Origin of the sequence: Parabacteroides sp. An277, from assembly GCF_002159645.1 — a bacterium.
Lineage (GTDB): Bacteria > Bacteroidota > Bacteroidia > Bacteroidales > Tannerellaceae > Parabacteroides.
Genome location: NZ_NFJB01000002.1, coordinates 149,710 through 173,004, shown reverse-complemented (window position 1 = coordinate 173,004; position 23,295 = coordinate 149,710). Strand labels below are relative to the sequence as shown.

At 45.6% G+C, this 23,295-nt stretch carries 16 protein-coding genes and 1 tRNA gene; 13 read left to right on the top strand and 4 right to left on the bottom strand.

All coding sequences use genetic code 11. The features are described from left to right. Window positions 1-110: 110 nt before the first annotated feature. From bla to B5F77_RS01580, 4 genes are all read right to left on the bottom strand, one after another. Entirely contained in the window at window positions 111-995 is an 885-nt protein-coding gene (gene bla, locus B5F77_RS01595) for a class A beta-lactamase, subclass A2 (RefSeq protein ID WP_162607937.1), read from the bottom strand. A gap of 98 nt (window positions 996-1,093) precedes the next feature. Then, a tRNA-Leu gene (locus B5F77_RS01590) sits at window positions 1,094-1,175 on the bottom strand. Window positions 1,176-1,241: 66 nt separating this feature from the next. Beyond that, window positions 1,242-3,980 carry a putative LPS assembly protein LptD gene (locus B5F77_RS01585; RefSeq protein ID WP_087326647.1) on the bottom strand — a complete coding sequence of 913 codons (2,739 nt, stop codon included), beginning with the start codon at window positions 3,978-3,980 and terminating at the stop codon, window positions 1,242-1,244. Window positions 3,981-4,049: 69 nt separating this feature from the next. Beyond that, a complete protein-coding gene (locus tag B5F77_RS01580) occupies window positions 4,050-4,592 on the bottom strand; it encodes an HDIG domain-containing metalloprotein (protein WP_087326644.1) in 543 nt (180 codons plus the stop codon). 189 nt (window positions 4,593-4,781) lie between these two features. Here B5F77_RS01580 and B5F77_RS01575 point away from each other — a divergent pair, with 189 nt between their 5' ends. The 13 genes from B5F77_RS01575 to B5F77_RS01510 all read left to right on the top strand — a co-directional run bounded on the left by B5F77_RS01575 (window position 4,782) and on the right by B5F77_RS01510 (window position 23,294). After that, the gene (locus B5F77_RS01575) at window positions 4,782-6,977 is read left to right on the top strand and encodes a DUF4838 domain-containing protein (RefSeq protein WP_087326751.1); all 2,196 of its coding nucleotides are present in this window, start codon (window positions 4,782-4,784) and stop codon (window positions 6,975-6,977) included. Between the two features lie 524 nt (window positions 6,978-7,501). Beyond that, window positions 7,502-9,541, top strand: coding sequence for a methionine--tRNA ligase (gene metG, locus B5F77_RS01570; protein ID WP_087326641.1), 2,040 nt, complete (start codon window positions 7,502-7,504; stop codon window positions 9,539-9,541). Window positions 9,542-9,556: 15 nt separating this feature from the next. Then, window positions 9,557-10,690 carry a DegT/DnrJ/EryC1/StrS family aminotransferase gene (locus B5F77_RS01565; protein ID WP_087326638.1) on the top strand — a complete coding sequence of 378 codons (1,134 nt, stop codon included), beginning with the start codon at window positions 9,557-9,559 and terminating at the stop codon, window positions 10,688-10,690. After that, window positions 10,680-11,720, top strand: a complete 1,041-nt coding sequence (locus tag B5F77_RS01560) for a Gfo/Idh/MocA family oxidoreductase (protein ID WP_087326635.1) — start codon at window positions 10,680-10,682, stop codon at window positions 11,718-11,720. Before B5F77_RS01565 ends, B5F77_RS01560 begins: the two co-directional genes overlap by 11 nt. A 408-nt stretch (window positions 11,721-12,128) precedes the next feature. Then, complete coding sequence (locus B5F77_RS01550; RefSeq protein WP_087326630.1) at window positions 12,129-13,442, top strand: UDP-glucose/GDP-mannose dehydrogenase family protein; 1,314 nt, start codon at window positions 12,129-12,131, stop codon at window positions 13,440-13,442. A 20-nt stretch (window positions 13,443-13,462) separates the two neighbouring features. After that, entirely contained in the window at window positions 13,463-14,905 is a 1,443-nt protein-coding gene (locus tag B5F77_RS01545; RefSeq protein WP_087326629.1) for a lipopolysaccharide biosynthesis protein, read from the top strand. A 1-nt stretch (window position 14,906) separates the two neighbouring features. Beyond that, window positions 14,907-15,209, top strand: coding sequence for a glycosyltransferase (locus B5F77_RS01540; RefSeq protein WP_087326626.1), 303 nt, complete (start codon window positions 14,907-14,909; stop codon window positions 15,207-15,209). A 665-nt stretch (window positions 15,210-15,874) separates the two neighbouring features. Next, window positions 15,875-16,756: a glycosyltransferase family 2 protein gene (locus B5F77_RS01535; protein WP_087326623.1), complete on the top strand. Its 882-nt coding sequence runs from the start codon at window positions 15,875-15,877 to the stop codon at window positions 16,754-16,756. A gap of 148 nt (window positions 16,757-16,904) precedes the next feature. Then, entirely contained in the window at window positions 16,905-17,804 is a 900-nt protein-coding gene (locus B5F77_RS01530) for a hypothetical protein (protein WP_087326620.1), read from the top strand. A 7-nt stretch (window positions 17,805-17,811) separates the two neighbouring features. After that, window positions 17,812-18,762 carry a glycosyltransferase gene (locus B5F77_RS01525; RefSeq protein WP_087326617.1) on the top strand — a complete coding sequence of 317 codons (951 nt, stop codon included), beginning with the start codon at window positions 17,812-17,814 and terminating at the stop codon, window positions 18,760-18,762. Further along, complete coding sequence (locus tag B5F77_RS01520; protein ID WP_087326614.1) at window positions 18,759-20,003, top strand: glycosyltransferase family 4 protein; 1,245 nt, start codon at window positions 18,759-18,761, stop codon at window positions 20,001-20,003. The genes B5F77_RS01525 and B5F77_RS01520 overlap by 4 nt, the downstream gene beginning before the upstream one ends. Next, window positions 20,000-20,749, top strand: coding sequence for a glycosyltransferase family 2 protein (locus B5F77_RS01515; RefSeq protein WP_087326611.1), 750 nt, complete (start codon window positions 20,000-20,002; stop codon window positions 20,747-20,749). Before B5F77_RS01520 ends, B5F77_RS01515 begins: the two co-directional genes overlap by 4 nt. A 22-nt stretch (window positions 20,750-20,771) precedes the next feature. Further along, window positions 20,772-23,294 (top strand): YfhO family protein, encoded by a 2,523-nt coding sequence (locus B5F77_RS01510; protein ID WP_087326608.1) that lies wholly within the window; start codon window positions 20,772-20,774, stop codon window positions 23,292-23,294. Window position 23,295 lies beyond the last annotated feature (1 nt).

Genomic DNA, 23,295 nt, shown 5'->3' with positions numbered 1-23,295 from the left:
AACTTGTGAACTTAAATCTTAATGCTATTAAAGAAAAAACCACGTTGCAAATATAGGCATTTCTATTTGTCCCTTGCGTATGATTTCTGTGATTTATCTATTAATTTTCTCTAATCCTTATCTTTATAATGTGTAACGAAATAATTATAAACGATTTTCGATATATTGGCTATCAGTCGTGCGTTTGTTTTGTCTGACTCTTGCGAGTTCATAACGAATACGGCTATTGTATAATATTGTCCGTTCGGGAGAACTACAAACCCCATATCGTTGTCTGCTACTTTGATGCCATATTCATTCCGGTCCGAACTTCCTGTTTTGTGTCCTAAGAGTACGTCGTTGGGCAAACCAGCTTTTAGTTTGTCTTTTCCCGTGTTGGCATCTGCCATGGCACGTTCGAGAAAGAGTTTTTGACTTTTATCGAACATAGGATTCTGCAGAAAAGTTTCCAGAAGCAAGACGGCAGCCGAAGGTTTCGTCCAGTTCAACCACACGTTGTCTGTCGATTCGTGCATTTCCCGTTCTGTTTGCGTGATGGAAAAGTCTTCTATACCTAAACCGCGAACGTATTTGTCTGTGGTTTTCGGTCCTCCGATATGTTCAAAGAGAATATCGCAGGCATAGTTGTCGCTATCGATTAGGGAATATTTCAGCAGGTCTCCAATCGTGATGTAGAAGTTTCCTTTTCGGTTGGCATCGCGCATCGGACTATACATTTCGGTTTTCAAGTCCGATTGCTTGACCAATATTTCTGTGGCTAATGTCTTTTCTTTCCGATTAATATAATCTACCACCGAGAGTGCTTGGTGGAATTTAAAGGTACTCATCATAGGATAGCGGTACATGTCGTTCACGGTCACCAGTTCTGAGCCGTTAAATATCACCGCTACGCCTACTGTGGCTGCTTTGCCTTCAATCGCTTTTCTTAATTGCGTTCCTAAATCTTCCGCTTTGCCTATGGGAGGTAAGAACAGGAGCACAAGAAATAAACTCATCCAATACGTCTTTTTCATGCCTTCTTCTGATTTATGATTTACAATGATAATAAAAAAACTCCTGGCAAACTTGCCGTCCGCCAAGAGTTCGTCCTTTGTGCGGCTGAAGGGACTCGAACCCCCACGCCGTGAAGCATCAGATCCTAAGTCTGACGTGGCTACCAATTACACCACAGCCGCCTGAAATCGATGCAAAAGTACGTTATTCTTTTCAGATATGCAAGTGTTGGAACGGAAAAGTACGTATTAATACCACTGTTGTCCTTCCCGATAACTACTACTTTGATTGTATTTCAAATCTTTGAGCAGAGAAGAGCTTACAGCAATAGAAAAGGTGTAGGATTTATAAGGTCCTACAGGAATGAAGCTGGCAGACATCTGGAAACAATGGAGGTCTCGCGTGATGTTACATGTCAGGTAGGATATTTTATGTGTGTCAAAGTCGTATGTTGCATTGAAGTTGAAGCGCCAGTTTTTTGTTGGTTGGATGTTCCCATTGAAACTGAGCGCATGGGTGATACGGTAGTTGTACTCCATCTTATTCGGATTGAATGTACCATATCCTAAGCTCATACTATAATTGAAGGAAAGACTCCAAGGTATTTCTCCTTTCAGATAGCCATCCGCATCGTATTCGCCGGTCTCCTTCTTTTTCCCCAACAAACGTTCTCCTTTTTTCCCCTCTTCGTCTTGTGGTCCGGTCAGGTTATTGTTCTCCTCGGATGAGGCATCCGTATTCTCTTGTTGTCCTGATTCTTCATCTCCACCTCCAAACCATTTCCGGAATGTGTCGTTATTAAATGTATAAGAGAAGCTTGTACCGGTACTACGGAGGCGCGGAAACTTGCCGCTTCCCCAACGTAATTTATCGATTTGACGGGCGGTACGTGTTTCTTCGTCGTAGGTGTAGAGATAATTATCGAAGGTTCCATTCAGATTCAGTGTGTAATTCTTGGAGAGTTTCAAGCGTAATCCTATTGAGAGGTCGCTCCATTTGAAAGAATCGGCCGCCATGTTATAGGACTGAGAGAGCGAAAGCTTGTCAATCAAACTAATCTTCTTGAATCCAGTCGAGTCTTTATCAGACTTTACTTTCATTTCTAAATTGTTGTTCAACGAGAAATTGACCGATCCGGATTTTCCCCGAGAAGGAGGTGAAAAGAGCTGTCCGGAGAAAGGTGAATAGTAGGTCTCAACTTGTTCGCCACGGTCGTTCGTGTAGACATAGTTTTCCCAGAAGCCGAATTTTGAAGCTCCGAAGTCTGGACGGGCACTTAAACTAATTGATGGTTCGAAACGATGGCGAATCATCTCTATCTTCTTGCCACCAAAGAAGGGAAGCGGTTTGAAGAATCCGTACAAAGTGGTGGACGCCGAGATGGAAGCATCATATTCATACGTACGGTAGAAGCCATACGTGGTGTCGGTTGGTGCCATGCGTCCTAATTGGCGGTCGTATGCCTGTTCTATCTTGTGCGTGTACCAATTTTCGGTATAATTGAACGAAGGTGAGATGTTGAGGTATTTGAATGCCGTAAAAGTGGCACTTACCGGGATGCGATGTTGCATTCCGTTCGTCCAGTCCTTGATGAGGTTCGATTTGAAGAGGAGGTTCTCTTTGGTGCTAATGCTATTGCGGAAGTATCCGGTGTAGGACATGGATATTTTCTCATACCAACGCTCTTTTCCCACAGCCTGTTTGCGTTTGAAGGGGTATATACGGCTGAGCGTCACGGTCAAGTCTGGAAGTGTTACGGCGATGGACGAGTCTCGGGTCGTCTGGTTGATAGACATCGTACCGGAAATCGACAAGGGACTGTTGGGAAATCGTTTCGTGATGTTCACTGTCGAACCCTTGGTGTTGCTGGTCGATTCCGGATTATAGAGTCCGTTTAGCTGGTTGCGGTCGTAACTGCTGGTGGCAAAGTTGACGCTAGCCGAGAAAGAGAGGTAGGGATTTGCCTTCGAATCTTGCGTATGGGTCCAGTTTACTTTAAAGTCTTTCGAGACGCTGTAGTCGGGTAATCCTTTGTCGCCATATTTCGATACCAGATAGGAGACGAGGAAGTTTCCGGAATATTTGTATCGCTTCCGGTAACTGGATTTCGCCGAGAGTCCCCACGAGCCTTTGGTGTAGATTTCACCCGTTAAGGCCAGGTCGATGTAATCGTTGATGGCAAAGTAGTAACCTCCGTCGCGCAGGTAGAAGCCGCGGGCAGATTCATCGCCAAAGGTAGGCATCAAGATACCCGACGAATAGGTGTCTGAGAAAGGAAAGAAGCAAAAAGGTAATCCGAGCGGATAGATGGGCACGTCTTCAAATACCATATAGACTGGGCCGGTGACGATGTTTTTCTTCGGGCGCACCTTGGCTTTCGTCATTTGGATATAGAAGTGCGGATGCTCGTGGTCGTCGCACGTCGTATAGCGTCCGCCTACCATGTTGAGGGCATCTGTTTCGGTCTTTTTTGTCCGTCCGGCCGTCACGTAGCCTTCGCCTTGTTGGGTAATGACGTCGGTGATATATCCCTTCTTCGTCTTGAAGTTATAGCGCATGGTCTTCGACTCATATTGGTCTCCGCCATCGATGAAGAGCGGATAGCCGAATTCTTCGCCAATCGAATCCAGCCCAAACTTGGCAAACACGGTGCTGCTGTCCATGCTCATTTGGATTTCCTCGGCTTGGAGTTGGATTTGCTGGTACTTCACGTCGCCTTCGCCATAGAGGAAGGCCATGTTAGTGGAGGTCATCACAATCGAATCCGTCGCTTGGTAGGCCACGGGGGCTTCCAAAGCGCCTTTTCGCGTAGTGTCGGCGGCTAAGGTGTCGGTCGGCAAGGTATCCGGCGCAGCTATGGCAGGCGGTAGCGTCGTGTCGGTTACGGCTCCTGCGTCGGTATGCGTCGGCGGTGTCACCTCTTGGGCGCGCAACCACCAGCTTCCTATTACATAGACGAAAAGGGTTAATAGAATTCGATATTTCATTCACACAAAATTCTGCGCAAAGGCATTAACAAGGCGCAAAGGTATAACAAAATACGGAGCTCCACGCATTTATTCCCCTAAAAAGAGTTTATACCACGCATCAAATTGTGAAACGGTTTCTTCTCCATATTTCGAGAGGCTCTTGCGGATTTTCTCGGGTGTCTTTTCGCGTTCTAGGTGCGTCTTGCTGTAAAACTTGTCGGCAAAGCAGATGATTTGTTCTTCCCACGAGACGGGGCGCATGTCGCGGTGTGGAACGGGAAGCCCCTGTTCTTCAATCATCTTCAGCGACAGTCCCGTGCCGGTATGCCGTTCGCACACCAGCGCATGGCGCGGATAGCCTTCAGCCCGCATCAGTTCGGCACCCAGGTAGCCGTGACAGATGTAGGGCGCGTCGCCATGGCAATCGATATCGGGCGCGTCGCATCGGAAGATACCGATGTCGTGCAGCAGGGCCGCCTCTTCGATGAAGGTGAGGTCGAGGTTCAACTCCGGATGCCGACGGGCGATGGCTAATGCCTTGTCTGCCACGCTTCGGCTATGGGTCGTCAGGATGCGGTAAGCGTCCGAATCCTGCGCGTAATATTTCTGGATAATTGCAAATGGTTCCATTGTCTTTTCGATTTTTCGGGACAAATGTACGCTTTTTCGCGCGAACTTCCGCCTTTCCGGGATGGTAAAAAGCCCTATGTGTGCGAACATAGCCTTGGGGTGGGCCCGGATATGCATAATTCGTGTCCCATTCTCTGCCATTTGGAAAAAGATATGTACATTTGCATGCACTTTAAACTTACAAATAACATGGCAAACTTAATCAAATGTATCGGCCTCGCCGGGATATGCCTGGGCGCGGCCTTTTCCTTGGAGGCGCAGGTGACGGTGACGCAAGCGGGGCGACCGGTGGCCCGCATCGTCTTGGCCTCGGACGAGAAAGCGAACCGGGAAGCGGCGGAGTTGTTGCAAGACTTCGTCGGGCGTATCAGCGGCGCGGAACTTCCCATCATGGAGACAAAGCAAGTAAAAACGAACGACATCCTGATTGGTGAACCTACCGACCAAGCCGGTGAAGATGGGTTCCGCCTTCTGACCACGGATGGATGCTTGCATATCCAGACGGGTGGCGACAAGGGCGCAATCTATGGCGTGGTCGATTTGCTGGAGCAAGAGCTGGGTGTCTCTTGCTATACGGCTGATTATTTCCGTTTCGAACCGAACCCATCTATCACAATCCCTAAGTTGGACCGTTCCGAGACGCCCGCTTTCCGCTATCGGCAGACGCAGAGCTATAGCGCTTCAGATCCTATTTATAAAGCATGGTATCGTTTGGAAGAGCCGAGCGAGGAGTTCATCGGTAATCTGTGGGTACATACGTTCGACCGCATCCTGCCTGCAGCTCGTTTCGGGAAGGAGCATCCGGAGTATTATTCCTTTATTAACGGCGAACGGCGGCCGGGCAATCATAGCCAATGGTGCCTCACGAATCCGGATGTCTTCGATGCCGTGGTGCATCAGTTGGATTCTATCTTCAAAGCCAATCCCGGTTTGAAGATGATTTCCATCAGCCAGAACGACGGGAACAACACCTACTGTTCGTGCGAGGCGTGTCGGAAGGTGGACGAATACGAGGGTTCGCCGTCGGGCAATATCATTCGCTTCCTGAACAAACTGGCCGCGCATTATCCGGACAAGGAGTTCTCGACGCTGGCGTATCTTTATTCGATGCAACCGCCCAAGCATGTGAAGCCGCTCCCGAATGTGAACATCATGCTCTGCGACATCGATTGCAAGCGCGAAGTCCCGCTGACGGACAACGAGTCGGGCCGCTACTTCATGCAGGCGTTGGAGGGTTGGTCGCGCATCTCCAATAATATATATGTATGGGATTACGGTATCAACTTCGACAATATGGTAGCGCCTTTCCCCAATTTCCACATCATCCAAAAGAATATCCAGCTTTTCCACCAGCACCATGCCACGATGCACTTCTCGCAGATTGGCGGCGTGCGGGGCGGCGACTTCATGGAGATGCGCGCTTACCTCGTGAGCAAGCTGATGTGGAATCCGTATCAGGACATGGATTCGCTCATGAACCATTTCTTGGACGGCTACTACGGCGCGGCGGCTCCTTATATGCGGCAATACATCGATAGGCAGGAGGGCGCGCTCTTGGCCAGCCATCAGCCGCTGTGGATTTACGATTCGCCCATTTCGCATAAAGACGGCTTGCTCTGTCCCGCGTTGATGAAACGGTACAATGAGTTGTTCGACCGCGCGGAAGAGGTCGTGGCATCAGATAAGGACCGACTTGACCACGTCCGTCTGACGCGCTTGCCGCTTCAGTATGCAGAGTTGGAGATTGCCCGCACGCGAACTGACAACGATTTGGACGAGATTCGCACGAAGCTGGACCTTTTCCACGAACGGACGGCCCAATTCGGCGTGAAGACACTCAACGAACGCAACAATCCGCCCGAAGAGTATTATACTTTATATAAAGAGCGTTTCCTCCCGCAGGCGGAACCCAGCCTGGCGCTCGGCGCAAAGGTGGAATGGATTCTTCCACCCGCGAAAACGTACCAGCCGATAGCCGACCGTGCCCTGACGGACGGGCTTTATGGCGGCACGACCTACGTGGAGAGCTGGGTCGGTTGGGAAGGCAAAGATGCGGCCTTTATCCTCGACTTGGGCGAGGAGAAGGAATTCACCACCATCTCGGCCGACTTCCTCCACCAACTCGGTGCCTGGATTTTACTGCCGAAAGGGGGAACCTATTCCGTTTCGAGCGATAAGCAGACCTTCCGCCCCTTCGGTTCCTTCTCGTTCCCGGAAGACCGCGATGGGAAGGTGAAGTTCGTGAAAGGAACGGCCTCTTCCTCTACGCCTGTCAAGGCCCGCTATATTAAAGTCGAGATTGAAACGCTCGGCTTGTGTCCCTCGTGGCATTATGGCGTAGGTTATCCTGCTTGGTTCTTCCTCGACGAAGTGGAAGTGCATTGAAATAAGTTCTTTGGGCTCTTGTTTGGACGCCGGGATGCGGAATATGGAAATTCCGTGTCCCGGCGTTTGTTTTGGGGATAGCGGAAGAAAATAGGGGTTCCAATGGCGTTGCGGCTTCTCCGCGGGGATTGGGAGCTAGTAAAGTAAACATACATATTATTTTCCTATAGCTGGAGAATAAAAAAGAAATAGATTTATATTTATCCTATAGCTGGAGAAAATAGAATAAATAAATTTGATTTCTTCCAGTTATAGGATAAAGAAAAGTAAAATAATATTCATTACTCCAGCTACGGGAGGAATTCATGTAAAATAGCATAAGTTCCTCCCATAGCTGGAAAAAGCAAAGTAAAATGACTTTAATTTCTCTTGTATCTGGAGGTGATAAAATAAAATTACATGGATATTTCCAAGAACAGGAAGGGGTAGCTTAGGAGGAGGGGTGCAAATAGTATGCCGGGCAATCGTAGCACGTTCGAAAAAATATGCGTACCTTTGCCGGAAGAAAACAGAAGAAATTTGGTATGGAGAAAAAATTTAAGCGAACGTTAATCACGACGGCGTTGCCGTATGCGAACGGACCGGTACACATCGGCCACTTGGCGGGCGTCTATGTGCCTGCGGATATTTATGCGCGCTATTTGCGCCTGAAGGGGGAAGAGGTGATTATGATTGGCGGCTCCGACGAGCACGGTGTGCCTATCACCATCCGCGCGAAAAAGGAGGGCATTACGCCGCAAGACGTGGTGGACCGCTATCATAATATTATTAAGAAATCGTTCGAGGATTTTGGCATCTCGTTTGATATTTATTCGCGGACGACCTCGAAAATCCATTACGAAACCGCTTCCGAATTTTTCCGCACCCTTTACGACAAGGGTGAGTTTATCGAGAAAACCAGCGAACAATATTACGACGAAGAGGCGCAGCAGTTCCTGGCTGACCGGTACATCACCGGAACCTGCCCGCATTGCGGCAACGAACATGCGTATGGCGACCAATGCGAGGCGTGCGGGACGTCGCTCAGCCCGACCGACTTGATTAATCCGAAGTCGGCCATCAGCGGAAGCCAACCGGTCATGCGCCAGACGAAGCACTGGTACCTGCCGCTCGACAAGTGGGAACCTTTCCTCCGCGAATGGATTCTGGAGGGCCACAAGGAGTGGAAACCCAACGTGTACGGGCAGTGCAAGAGCTGGCTCGACATGGGCTTGCAACCTCGCGCCGTGAGCCGCGATTTGGACTGGGGTATCCCCGTGCCGGTAGAAGGTGCTGAGGGCAAAGTGTTGTATGTATGGTTCGACGCGCCCATCGGTTACATTTCGAACACGAAAGAATTGCTGCCAGACAGCTGGGAAAAATGGTGGAAAGACCCAGAAACGAAGATGATTCACTTCATCGGGAAAGACAATATCGTGTTCCACTGCATTGTGTTCCCTACGATGCTGAAAGCGGAAGGTACCTACAACCTGCCTGAGAACGTGCCGGCCAATGAGTTCCTGAACTTGGAGGGCGACAAGATTTCCACCTCGCGCAACTGGGCAGTCTGGTTGAATGAATACTTGGTGGATATGCCGGGCAAGCAGGATGTGCTCCGATACGTCCTGACCGCCAATGCCCCCGAGACGAAGGACAACGATTTCACCTGGAAAGATTTCCAAGCCCGCAACAATAACGAGTTGGTGGCTATCTTGGGTAATTTCGTGAACCGCGTGTTGGTGTTGACGGGTAAATACTTCGACGGGAAAGTACCGGCAGCCGGTGAACTGACGGATTACGACCGCCAAACGCTCGAAGACTTCAAGAACGTGAAAGCCGACGTGGAACGTTTGCTCGATACCTTCCATTTCCGCGATGCCCAGAAGGAGGCCATGAACCTCGCCCGCATCGGAAACAAATACTTGGCGGACACAGAGCCGTGGAAATTGGCCAAGACGGATATGAATCGGGTGGCGACGATCTTGCACATTGCCTTGCAAATTACGGCCAACTTGGCCATCGCCTTCGAGCCGTTCCTGCCCTTCAGCATGAAGAAGCTGAACACGATGCTGAACGTCGAGCCGTTGGGCTGGGATCGTTTGGGATCGACCGACCTGCTCGAAGCCGGACACGAGTTGGGCAAGGCGGAACTGCTCTTCGAGAAGATAGAAGACGACGTGATACAGGCGCAAATAGACAAATTGCTCGCGACGAAGAAGGCAAACGAAGAGGCGAACTACAAAGCCAAACCCATCCGCGAAAATATTGCCTTCGACGATTTCACGAAGTTGGATATCCGCGTAGGAACGGTGTTGGAATGCACCAAAGTACCGAAAGCCGACAAACTGTTGCAGTTCCGGATCGACGACGGACTGGAAAAACGCACCATTGTCTCCGGCATCGCCCAGCATTACAAACCGGAAGAGCTCGTGGGCAAACAAATTTGCTTCATCGCCAATTTGGCTCCGCGCAAGTTGAAAGGCATCGTGTCGGAAGGCATGATTCTCTCCGCCGAGGATTTCGATGGCAAGCTCTCTGTCATTATGCCCGAAAAGAGCGTGAAGCCGGGGAGCGAAGTGAAATAAATATAGCTTTTTAAAATGGAAAATGAACATATACAGATGGTCGACCTCCATCGCCAATACCTCCGGCTGAAACCGGAGGTGGATGCGGCGATGCAAGAGGTTATCGATACTTGTTCCTTTATCAATGGTCCGCAAGTGAAGGCGTTCGCGTCTCACTTAGCGGACTATTTGCAAGTACCACACGTGATTCCTTGTGGAAACGGGACGGATGCGTTGCAGATTGCGTTGATGGCGTTGAACTTGATGCCGGGCGATGAGGTGATCGTGCCATCGTTTACGTATGTGGCTGCCGCCGAGGTCGTCGCGTTGCTGGGTTTGATTCCGGTATGGGTCGATGTGGATGAACGGACGTTCAACCTCAATCCTTGGCAAATCGAATCGGCCATTTCGCCCAAGACGCGTGCTATCATCGTGGTGCATCTCTTTGGGCAGTGCGGCGACATGGAACGCATCATGCAGATTGCCGAACAGAATCATCTCTATGTGATTGAAGACAATGCCCAATCGCTGGGTGCGGAGGTAATATACCAAGACGGAAGCCGACGCAAAGCTGGGACTATCGGCCATATCGGCACCACCTCTTTCTTCCCGTCCAAGCCTTTGGCCTGCTACGGAGATGGCGGAGCGGTGATGACGTCCGACGACCGACTGGCCGAACGTGCCCGTATGATAGCCAACCATGGCCAGCAAACCAAGTATCACCATAAAATCATTGGTTGCAATTCTCGTTTGGATACGTTGCAGGCAGCGGTGCTGGAGGTCAAGTTGCCCCATATCGATGCATTTGCCGAAGCACGTCGGAAGGTAGCAGTTCGCTACGACGAAGCGCTGAGGGACGATGCCCGTTGGGCGATTCCTTTCCGGGCCGACTATTCGACGCATGTATTCCATCAATATACTTTGCAGATAGCGGGTGGCGAACGGGACGATTTGCAACAATACCTGAAAGAGCGGGGAATTCCTTCGATGGTCTATTATCCGGTGCCGATGCACAAACAGGACGCCTTCTATGGCTTGGCGCGCAACGGCTCTTCGCTTTACGTTTCCGAGCAATTGACACGCTCGGTCCTTTCCTTGCCGATTCATACCGAGATGACGGACAAGGAAATCGATTACGTCACCCAAACATTATTGGCTTATGGAAAATAAAGATAAAAAGATACGCTTTGCCGTCGTCGGGTGTGGCCATATCGGGAAACGGCATGCCGAGATGATTACGCGCGACGAAGGGGCGGAGCTGGTAGCCCTGTGCGATATCCGTCCGCGAGCGGAATTGGGTATCGAGGCATATCCCGCCCCCTTCTTCTCCGGCCTGGAGGAACTACTGGCAGCCGATTTGAAGATTGACGTCATTAATATATGCACGCCGAACGGGCTTCATGCGGAGATGGCGGTACGGGCGATTGAGACAGGACATCATGTGGTAATTGAGAAGCCCATGGCGCTTACCACACAGGATGCCGAGCGCGTGGTCTATGCCTGCCTGCGTTACCAACGGTTGGCTTTCTGCGTGATGCAAAACCGTTACTCGCCTCCTTCGGTCTGGATAAAGGAGATGGTCGAATCCGGACGCTTGGGGAAAATCTACATGGTGCAACTGAATTGCTATTGGAATCGCGACGAGCGTTACTACAAGCCGGGCGGATGGCATGGCGATGCACGGTTGGACGGCGGCACGCTCTTCACCCAGTTCTCCCATTTCATCGACATCATGTATTGGCTCTTCGGCGACATTTGCCACATCCAGGCCCGTTTTGCCGATTTCAACCACGCGGCGTTGACCGACTTTGAGGATTCCGGGCTCGTCACGTTCGATTTCGTGAATGGCGGCATGGGCTGCCTGAACTATTCCACCGCCGTGTGGGACAAGAACATGGAGAGCAGCCTCCTCGTCGTGGCGGAGAACGGCAGCGTGAAGATCGGCGGGCAATACATGAACGAGGTGGAATATTGCCACATCAAAGATTATGAGATGCCTGAACTCCCGCCCACGAATCCAGGCAACGACTACGGTCCCTACAAAGGCTCGGCGCAAAACCACAACTTCGTCATCCGCAACGTGGTGGAGGTGCTCAGCCAAAAGGCGGGCAAAAGCATCACTACGAACGTGCTGGAGGGGCTGAAGGTGGTCGACATCATCCAGCGCATCTATGCCTGCAAGGCTAAAAATGGGGAATGAGTAAGAAAAAAGCACTTACCCGGATACCCGGACGGTTTCATCGTAGGAAAAATGGTTCTGTCGGGGTGCCCGGATGGTTTCATCGTAGGGAAAATGATTCTGTCGGGGTGCCCGGACGGTTTCATCGTAGGAAAAATGGCGCTGTCGGGGTGCCCGGACGGTTTCATCGTAGGAAAAATGGCGCTGTCGGGGTACCCGGACGGTTTCATCATAGGAAAAATGATTTCGTCGGGGCACTCCGATAGCATTTAAAAGCAAATGGATGGTCTGTCCGTTTGGCAAAATTGGGGTTTTATCCTTATCTTTGTGCGGGTTTCGTCAGCTCCGCTTGGGACTGACGAGACGGTGTGTGCCTTGGGGTACCCTTTCTTTTGTATAATAACGTAATCATTTGCAGTAAAAAAGAACATGAAAATAGCGATAGTCGGGACGGGGTATGTTGGCTTGGTCAGCGGTACCTGTTTTGCCGAAATGGGAACGGAAGTATATTGCGTGGATGTCAACGCAAAGAAGATTGAGGATTTGAACAACGGCATTATGCCCATTTACGAGCCAGGCTTGGAGGAGATGGTGCTGCGCAACCAAAAAGCGGGACGTTTGCATTTCCTGACCGACCTCTCGGTCTGCCTGAACGACGTGGAGGTGGTGTTCAGTGCAGTTGGGACGCCGCCCGACGAGGACGGAAGCGCAGACCTGCATTACGTGCTGGAGGTGGCGCGGACGGTCGGGAAATACATGGACAAATACCTGACCATTGTGACGAAGAGCACCGTGCCGGTCGGGACGGCGCAGAAGGTCCGCCAAGCCATACAGGAAGAATTGGATAAACGCGGCTCAACGCTTACATTCGATGTGGCATCCAACCCGGAATTCCTAAAGGAGGGTGCAGCCATCAAGGATTTTATGAGTCCGGATCGCATTGTGGTGGGCGTCGAATCGGAACGTTCCAAAGAGTTGATGAGTCGTCTTTACCGCCCCTTCTTGTTGAATAATTTCCGGGTTATCTTCATGGATGTGCCCTCGGCCGAGATGACGAAATATGCCGCAAACGCGATGCTCGCCACGCGCATCAGCTTCATGAATGACATCGCCAACCTGTGCGAACGGGTGGGTGCCGATGTGAACATGGTGCGCAAAGGAATCGGGAGCGACGTCCGCATCGGCCATCGGTTCCTCTATCCGGGTTGCGGTTACGGCGGTTCTTGCTTCCCGAAAGATGTGAAAGCGTTGGTCAAGACGGCAGCAGACCATGGTTATCCGATGCGTATCTTGCAAGCCGTGGAAGAGGTGAACGAAGCGCAAAAATCCATCCTCTACCGGAAAACCTACGATTACTTCCAAGGAGATTTGAAAGGGAGACGGATAGCCATCTGGGGATTGGCATTCAAACCAGAAACTGACGATATGCGCGAGGCACCCTCGCTTGTCGTTATCCAGAAATTGCTCGACGCCGGATGCGAAGTATATGCTTACGACCCCGTAGCTATGCCTGAATCGAAACGACGTATCGGCGATGCCATCCATTATGCGAAGGATATATATGATGCGGTGATAGAGGCCGACGCCCTCCTGCTCTTTACGGAATGGAAAGAATTCCGGATGCCAAGCTGGGCCGCTATCAAGAAACTGATGAAGAATCCCTTGGTTATCGACGGACGAAATATCTACGAACCGAAGGAGATGGAAGAATACGGATTTGAATACCATTGTATTGGAAGGTAAATTCTCAGCATAGATAAAAAATGCCCGAAGAAACACTCAAGCAGAAAACCGCCCGTGGATTGTTTTGGGGATTCATCAACAACGGTTCGATGCAATTCCTGAACCTGCTGTTCGGTATCTTTTTGGGGCGTATATTAAGTCCGGAAGATTACGGGATGGTTGGTATGCTGACCATATTCTCGTTGATTGCCGGTTCGTTGCAAGAAAGTGGATTCATTGCGGCGTTAGCCAATAAAAAGGAGGTAAAACATGAGGAGTATAATGCGGTATTTTGGTTTTCTATTTCTATTAGTTTTTGCCTATATTGGATATTGTTTTTCTTAGCACCGTTGATAGCAGATTTCTATAACGAACCGAAATTGATACCATTAGCGCGCTATGCCTTTCTTGGCTTTTTCATTTCCAGTTTGGGAATCATACCGTCTGCTTACCTATTCCGTACTTTGCAGGTAAGGCAAAGGTCGATAGCTACGATTTTGGCATTAGGGCTTTCAGGAATTGTGGGTGTGACGTTGGCATTCAATGGTTTTTCCTATTGGAGTTTAGCGACACAGAGTTTAGTATACATCAGCATACTGACTCTTTGTGTGTGGAATGTATGTCCTTGGCGTCCCACGCTTCAGTGGAACTTCCGACCTATTCGCGAGATGTTAGGATTCAGTAGCAAATTATTATTAACCAATATTTTTACGCATATCAATAATAATTTGTTCTCTGTGATTTTGGGACGTTTTTATGGCGAAAAGGAAGTCGGACAATTTAACCAAGCAAATAACTGGAATTACCGGGGACATTCATTGATTTCCGGTATGGTAGGAGGTGTGGCGCAACCGTTGTTTGCACAAATAAACGATGAGCCGGAGCGTCAGGTACGTGCTTTTCGTAAAATGCTTCGTTTCACCGCTTTTATTTCTTTTCCAGCCATGTTGGGGTTGTCCTTGATTGCTCCTGAACTGATAACAATAGCCATTACCGATAAATGGCTGGAAAGCGCACATATCTTACAAATATTAGCCATTGGTGGTACTTTCATTCCTATTGCGGGATTATACACGAACTTGTTGATAAGTAAGGGTAAATCGAATGTCTATTTAGGAAATACTGTAGCACTTGGTATGTTGCAACTCATTCTCATGTTGTTGCTTCATCCGTATGGTATTTATACGATGTCTTGCGTATATGTTTGCGTGAACATGCTTTGGTTGTTTGTATGGCATTATTTCGTTTATAAAGAGATAAGGTTGAATTTATGGCATGTATTAAAAGACATTGTACCCTATGCTTGCATAGCCCTATTTGTTATCGGATTTACTTATTGGATTACATTAAAAATTGAAAATATATACCTATCCATAATCGTCAAAACATTATTAGCAGCCTCGCTCTACACGTTGATAACATGGTTATCGGGGTCTGCTACGTTCAAGGAGTGTTGGGGGTATTTGATAAAAAAGAAAAAATAGGATGGAGGTCGAAATAAAGAAAATATCAGTGGTGATGTGTACTTATAATGGTGCGCGTTTTATTCGTGAACAATTAGATTCGATATTAAATCAAACGTATCCGATTTATGAATTGATAGTACAAGATGATTGTTCGACGGATGAAACGGTGGAAATTGTGAAAGAGTATCAGGTAAGATTTCCTCAAGTTGATATCAAGATATATATCAATGAAAAAAATTTAGGCTTCAATCGTAATTTCTTAACAGCTATACAAAAGGCAAAAGGAGAATATATAGCTATTGCGGATCAGGATGATATATAGTATAAGTATAAGATAGAAAAGCAAATAGAAACTATTGGAAATAAGAATTTATGTTGTAGTGCATATTATGCAGGTGAGAACTATGCGGATTCTAATAAATATTTATTGACTCCATTGTTTAATTCTGAACGTTTGATATTTGTTAATACGATTCCAGGTCATACAATGTTGATTCGTCGTTCATTCTGCATGGAATTAAATAATTGGAGTGAATGTATTTATTATGATTGGTGGTTAGCTGTATTTGCATCCTTAAATAATAGCATCGTCAGGGTTGAATTTGCATTAAGTTGGCATAGGATACATGAAAAGTCTGCAATAAGAACGATGCGAGAGAAATATATCAGAAAAGAAGTTATAAAACCGACGTATCAACCTTACTTATGTGGAATAAGAAATTTGGCACAATTAAGAAAGAAAAAGGCTTGGACCATATTTTATTCGTCAATTGTACAAGCTAAATATGCAAATGATTTGGTTAGAAAAATTGCATCTCTTTTATTATGTTCTGATTATATATCTTTGTTAAGACTTTGTATCTTATGTTCGAAGAATAGTCATTTGATATATCCCAATTTGAGCAAGAGTAATAATCGTATCCGAGGTTTCTTTTATCCGTTCATTTTTAGTTATAATAATTGTAGCTTCAATCTGTAGTTGTTTTTATGTCTGATATAATTCTTTCCATCATAACTATTAATTTCAACGGTCTTTCTTACACAAAGAATTTTCTCAATTCTTTGTATCCATTCTTAACAAGCGAATGGGAAGTAATAGTTGTAGATAATGGTTCAAAAGAGGATGAAGCAATTCTACTGCAAAAAGAATATCCATGGATAAAAAGTATTCGTAGTGAAAAAAACTTAGGTTTTTCAGGAGGAAATAATTTAGGAGTGAAACAAGCAAAAGGAGAATACTTTCTATTCATCAATAATGATGTCCTTATAGAACAAGATTGTATATCCCTTCTACTAAATAAAATAATGAATGACCCTACTATTGCAGCAATATCACCTAAAATAAGGAACTTAGATGGTAGTTTGAATTATGCTGGTTGTGAACCGTTAGATCCTTATTTACATAAGATTCATTATCGGAACTCAGAGGTTGATTTCCATACAGTTGAGACACCTTTAATACATGGAGCTGCCGTTATGATTTCCAAACAAGCTCTAAAGTCAGTCAATGGTTGGCCTGAGGAGTATTTTTTATATTCGGAAGAAGTAGATTTATCTCTTCACCTTCAAAAGAAAGGTTTTCACCTTTTATACGAACCTCGTGTTGAATTGTTGCATATTGGTAGTTGTTCAACAGGAAAAAATTCCCCATTGGTTTGTTATTACAATGCAAGAAATCGTTTACTCTTATACAAAAGAAATTTAAAAGGGGAAAAACGTTTTTATGCGATTGCTTATCATTTATTATTTATTGTACCGCATAATATAATCAATTATTTAAGGCAGGGGAAATATGATATATTGAAAGCATATATATATGGGGTAATGGATTTTCTAATAGGACATTTTGGTTATAAACCTTTTCATTGATTCGATTTTTATTCATGCCTATAATCCTTTCCAATTATAACTATAAACGTTCCTATTTACGGCGTAATTTCCGGAAATGGCGGCGTGATTTTAGGAAAATGGATGGAGAAATATGACGATTGTTTTATTTTTGTAAGCATATGAAGTCATGACATATAATACACCGATTCTTTTTTTGGTTTTCAATCGTCCGGATACGACGCAGGTTGTATTTAACCGGATTCGGGAAGTACAACCTGCACGGTTGTATATTGCCGCCGATGCGCCTCGCGAAGGAAGAGATGATGAAAAGCTACGTTGCAAAGAGGTAAAAGAAATTGTCTCGAAAGTAGATTGGCCTTGTGAAGTAAGACATTTGTATCGAGATAAGAATTTGGGTTGTAAAATAGCGATTTCGTCGGCTATTTCATGGTTTTTTGAACAAGAGGAACAAGGGATAATTTTGGAAGACGATTGTTTACCGGATTTATCATTTTTCCCGTTTTGTGAGGAATTATTAGAACGATATAAAGATGACCAGCGAATTGGACATATTGGTGGAAATTGTTTTTTGCCCGGTATCGTAAAAAACGGATGGAGTTATGACTTTTGTAATATTACACATATTTGGGGATGGGCTACTTGGCGTCGTGTATGGAAAAACATGGATGTGAACTTTCCTTTTTGGGAAAAATATCCAGAGCGTAGGAAATCCCTTTTCTGTAATAAATGGGAAGAAATTTATTTCAATAGTTTTATTCCAGATGCGTTATATCATCGGCATGGTTTAAATCCATGGGGCGTATTTTATTATTATATGTTGCGAACACAACATCAGTTGTCCATTTATCCTTCGGTTAATTTAGTTACTAATATTGGATTGGGCGACCCCAATGCAACGCATACCACTAAAAATGCGCATAAATTGTTTGTTCCTTCCACACCTATCCATTTCCCTTTGAAACATCCGGAATATATTATGTGTAATCGGGAAATAGATAGAAAAGCGGTTCGGAATAATTTCTTTTCATATAAGAGATTAATGAGATATATTATAGAACAATTATAAATACGATATGAAAACCGTATCAGTAGTGATGTGCACTTATAATGGTGCAAAGTATTTACGTGAACAATTGGATTCAATTCTCAATCAGACATATCCAATTTATGAACTGATAGTGCAAGATGATTGTTCTACGGATGAGACGGTAGATATAGTAAAAGAATATTTTCTAAAATATGATTTTATAAAAATACATCAAAATACTCAACAAAAAGGCATAACCCAGAATTTCATATCTGCTATTCATTTAGCAAAAGGTGAATATATTGCTATTTCAGATCAAGATGATATCTGGGATTTAGAGAAAATAGAAAAACAAATAAAATGCATAGATAACAATCTTTTATGTTTTTCATTAAGCTCACCGTTCACCAATGAAAATATTCCACTAAATATAGACAGAAGAGTTCCAAACTATGGTTTGGAACGCCTAATTTTCTATCCGGTGATACCAGGACATGCCATGTTATTTAAAAAGGAATTAGTAAACTTGTTACCTGAAGAAAAGAACTGGTCTTATGATGCACAATTAGCAATTGCTGCAAATATATACGGAGGTAAATTATCTGTATGTAAGGAATTTATGACAAAACATAGGCGACATATAAAAGCTGCGTCTTATGTAAAACCAGATAATAACAGGCGAACAATAAATAACATTATCTCTTATATGTGGACTAGCATAATACAATATCGAAATAATTATCCGAATATGCAACGATATATGAATGCTGTTCATCAATATATGGAGAAATATCCCATTAGACCAGATAATTTGAAAACAGCATTACAATTATCTAAATTATTAGGAACAAATTCATTCTTTGCACAAGTAAAAGCCTCTCTACTTTGCATAAAACTTCGCAATAAAATATTTTATGCTTCAGAAAAATCTACATGTATTGCTATTATAAGAGCCGCTTTGTGGCCAATATTATGTTGTAAATACTATAAGAAATGAAAATCCTACTTCTAAACACTTCTGATAGAATCGGTGGAGCGGCCGTAGCTGCACATCGTTTGATGCAAGCTTTGCAAAAACAAGGTATACAAGCAGACATGTTGGTTCGTGATTTGGTAAGAGAAGAGGAACACGTTTATACCGTTAATCGTTCCGGATGGATGCGATGGTTGAATTGTTTCCGTTTTTATTGGGAACGATTTATCATATTTCTCTTCAATCATTTTAGCAGATCAGAATTGTTTCGAGTATCGATAGCAAACGTAGGTAATGATATTAGTAGGAATAAGTTAGTGCAAGACGCAGATATTATTCATTTGCATTGGATAAATCAAGGGTTTCTTTCTTTAAAGGATATTAAAGCATTAGTAGATTTAAGGAAACCCATTGTTTGGACAATGCATGACATGTGGCCTTGCACAGGGATTTGCCATCATGCTCGCGAATGTAATAAATATCAAGAACTTTGTGAATCTTGCTTTTATTTAAAGAGTCAATCTTTTGACTTATCAACAAATGTCTATCGCAAAAAGAAATTCATCTATCAAAATGCCAATATAACATTTGTTGGTTGTAGTGATTGGCTAAAACAGAAAGCTTTAGTCAGTGGGCTATTAAAAAGAAAACATGTACTAAATATTCCGAATGCAATAAACGCATCTGTCTTTTGTCAAAAAGAAAAAGTGGCTTGCCGAAAGGAATTAAATTTACCTTTAGATAAATATTTGATTCTGTTTGGTGCATTAAATGTAACAGATAGTCGAAAAGGGGTTGATTATCTCATTCGATCTTTATTTCTATTGAGGCGAAAAGATATAGAATTAGTAGTCTTCGGGCAGATAAAACAAGAAATAAAGAGTATGTTTCCCATTCCTATTCATTCGATGGGCTATTTATCCGATGAAGTAAAAATTTCTATACTATATAATGCCGTAGATTTGTTTGTAACCTCGTCCTTAGATGAAAATCTCCCCAACACCATCATGGAAGCAATGGCGTGCGGAACACCTTGTGTAGGTTTCCGTACAGGTGGTATTCCTGAGATGATAGATCACAAGCGTAACGGTTATGTTGCAGATTATAAAGATGCAGAAGATTTAGCTCGTGGCATTCGTTGGGTATTGGATTATCCGGATAAAGCTCGCTTATCGGAAGCCTGTGTGGAGAAAGTACAGCGAGAATATGCCGAAGAGGTGGTAGCTAAGCGCTATATAGATTTGTACAATGAATTAGTAAAATGAAATTCTCTATTATCACCATTACATACAATGCCGAGAAATGGTTAGAGCGGACTATTTTAAGCATTTTGAGTCAATCATATCCAAACATTGAATATATCATTATCGACGGAAGTTCAACAGACAGAACCGTAGATATGATTCGTGAGTATGCGCCAGGTATCGCTTTTTGGACGACGGAGCCAGACCATGGTTTGTATGATGCCATGAACAAAGGTTTGCGTCATGCGACGGGTGATTATGTTTGGTTCGTCAATGCTGGCGATACACTCCCGAGCGCAGATACAGTACAACGCGTAGCCCATAAGTTGAGTAAGTGTAAAACGCTTCCAGACGTAGTTTATGGCGAGACGGCTATTGTCGATGCGGATGGAAGAATGCTGGGTATGCGTCGTTTGAGAGCTCCGAAAAGATTAACATGGAAAAGCTTTCGGATGGGCATGTTGGTTTGTCATCAATCTTTCATTGCCAAACGTACGATTGCTCCGGAATATGATTTGCATTATCGTTTGAGTGCTGATTACGATTGGTGTATCCGTTGTCTGAAAATGGCGAAAATGACGTATAATACACATATGATTCTTTCTCATTTTTTGGAAGATGGAATGAGTACAACGCAACGCAAAGCGTCTTTGAAAGAAAGATATGCGATTATGTGCAAATATTATGGTAAATTTGCCACGACTTTGCTTCATGTCTGGTTTGCGGTTCGTTTTTATACGGCGAAATGGGTGGAAGGAAGGGTTTGATAAATCAAAGAAATAGATATATATGCAGGATTTATTGAAGAAATCGGTGAAACATATTGTAGCCATTCTGATATTGTTGGTGGCTACGATAGCGTATTTTGCACCGTCGGTGCTCGACGGGAAAGTGCTTCGGCAAGGTGATGATATCAAGGCTACCGGCATGGGGAACAGCCAAATGGAGCCATATGCGGAAACGGCAGCTCCGGGCGAGTTTAGTGCATGGTCGGATGCGATGTTTGGCGGAATGCCTTATGTGGCGGGGTATGGGAATCCGGCTCCGGATCTACCTCAATACAAAATGATAGAAAAAGTCTTCAAGTCGTTGAGTTACCGGGATGCGTCGATGATATTCGTCGGATTGGTATGCTTTTACCTTTTGATGTGCGTGATGGGTGCCAGTTGTTGGCTTGCCTTGGCTGGTGCATTTGCATTTGCATTAGCCTCTTACAATATTATTATTATTGAGGCGGGACATATCGTGAAGGGATACGTAATTGGCTATATGCCAGTCACGCTCGCGGGTATGGCGTTATTATTTAAACGAAAATATCTGTGGGGAGCGGTGTTATTCCTGTTAGGTGTCGCTTTGTCGATTAGTAATAATCATATCCAGATTACCTATTATCTGTTCCTTTTATGTCTTTTCATCTATTTGGGATATGTAGTCGACAAGGTTCGAAAGAAGGAACTTACGGAATTAGGGAAAGTTACGGGCATCCTATTGGTATGCGCCGTGCTCGCCATACTGCCTGGTGCGAAAGGATTATATAGCAGCTGGGAATTGGGGCAACATTCCATCCGTGGCGAATCCGAATTGACTCCGAAACCAAACGCCGAGGGTGTGGTTGAAAAGAAGTCGAGCGGTTTGGATCAGGATTATGCCTTCGCTTGGAGTTATGGCAAGGCGGAATTGCTGACTACCTTGATTCCGAATGCCTACGGTGGCGCGTCGGGCGGTATGTTAGGTTCTGATTCCGAATTCTACCACGAAGCCAAAATGGCGGGAATGAAAGTAGGTTCTGAAATCCAAGCTCCTACTTATTGGGGAGACAAGAGTTTTACATCCGGACCGGTTTATTTCGGTGCTTTGGTTTGCTTTCTGTTCATTTTAGGCATGTTTGTCATTCGGAATCCGATGAAGTGGTGGCTTTTCGCCGGGGCGGTGTTTATGACGTTGTTGGCGTTGGGTAGGAATCTGATGTGGTTCAACGATTTCATGTTCCATTACCTGCCAATGTACAACAAGTTCCGTACTGTCGAGATGGCGTTGGTCATCCCGAATATGGTCGCTCCCATCATTGGTATTTGGGGATTGAAAGAGATATTGAATCAGCAAGTAGATGAAAAGCGATTGAAGCGTGGGTTTATCGCTTCGTTGGCGATTACGGGTGGTTTATCTTTGATTATCTGGTTGATGCCGAGTCTGTTCTTGGATTTCCGTTCTACGTATGACGCACAATATCAATTACCAGAGAAGTTCTATAACGCTTTGCTTATCGACCGCGCGTCTTTGGCTTCGTCGGATGCCTTGCGTTCGCTGCTCTTTATCCTCTTGGGCGCGGCCTTAGTGGCGTGGTATGGGGTGGCTAAAAACAAGAAGCAAGTGGCTACGTGGGTCGGCATCGGCGTTACGTTCCTTATATTTATCGATTTATGGACAGTCGACAAGCGTTACTTGAACGAAAAGAATTTCGTCCCGAAGCAGGATATTCAAAATGTGTATACTGAAAGCGCGGCGGACAAGGAAATCTTGAAAGACAAGAGTTCGTATCGCGTGCTGAACCTGAACAATCCGTTCCTCGAAACGCAGACCTCCTATTACCATCACTCGATTGGAGGTTATCATGCCGCCAAGTTGCGCCGGTATCAAGACTTGATTGACCATCGCTTGCAGGAGGAAATCAATTCCATCATCGGCGTCTTCCAGCACGTGAAAAGCGCGGCGGATTTCTTGCCCGTCTTTGCGGCCTGTCCTTCGCTGAACATGCTGAATACGAAATACATCGTCTACAATCCTTCGCAACCTCCTTTGGTGAATCCTTACGCGAATGGGAACGCCTGGTTCGTCCGCGAAGTGCGCCAGGTGGAAAATCCGGATGCCGAGATTGAGGCGTTGAACGAGATAGACCCGAAGCAGACGGCGGTGGTAGACAAGCGTTTTGCTGCGCAACTGGAGGGCTTTGCGCCTCAACCGGACTCTACGGCGAGCATCCAATTGGATTCGTACCGCCCGAACAAGTTGGTTTACACGGCAAAGGCTTCGACCGAGCAGGTGGCGGTCTTCTCCGAAATCTATTACCAGCCGGGCTGGAAGGCTACGATTGACGGCAAACCCGCCGAGCATTTCCGCGCCGACTGGATTCTCCGTGCCATGCGCATCCCGGCGGGCGAGCATCAGGTGGTGTTCGAGTTCCGTCCGGAGGGTTATATCGTAGCAGCTAACGTCGAGGCATACAGCAGTTTCCTGATTTTGCTCCTGCTCCTCGGCGCGGTAGGTTATTCCATTTACAAAGCCGTGAAACGGCCCGAAGAGGCGAATGCCTGAG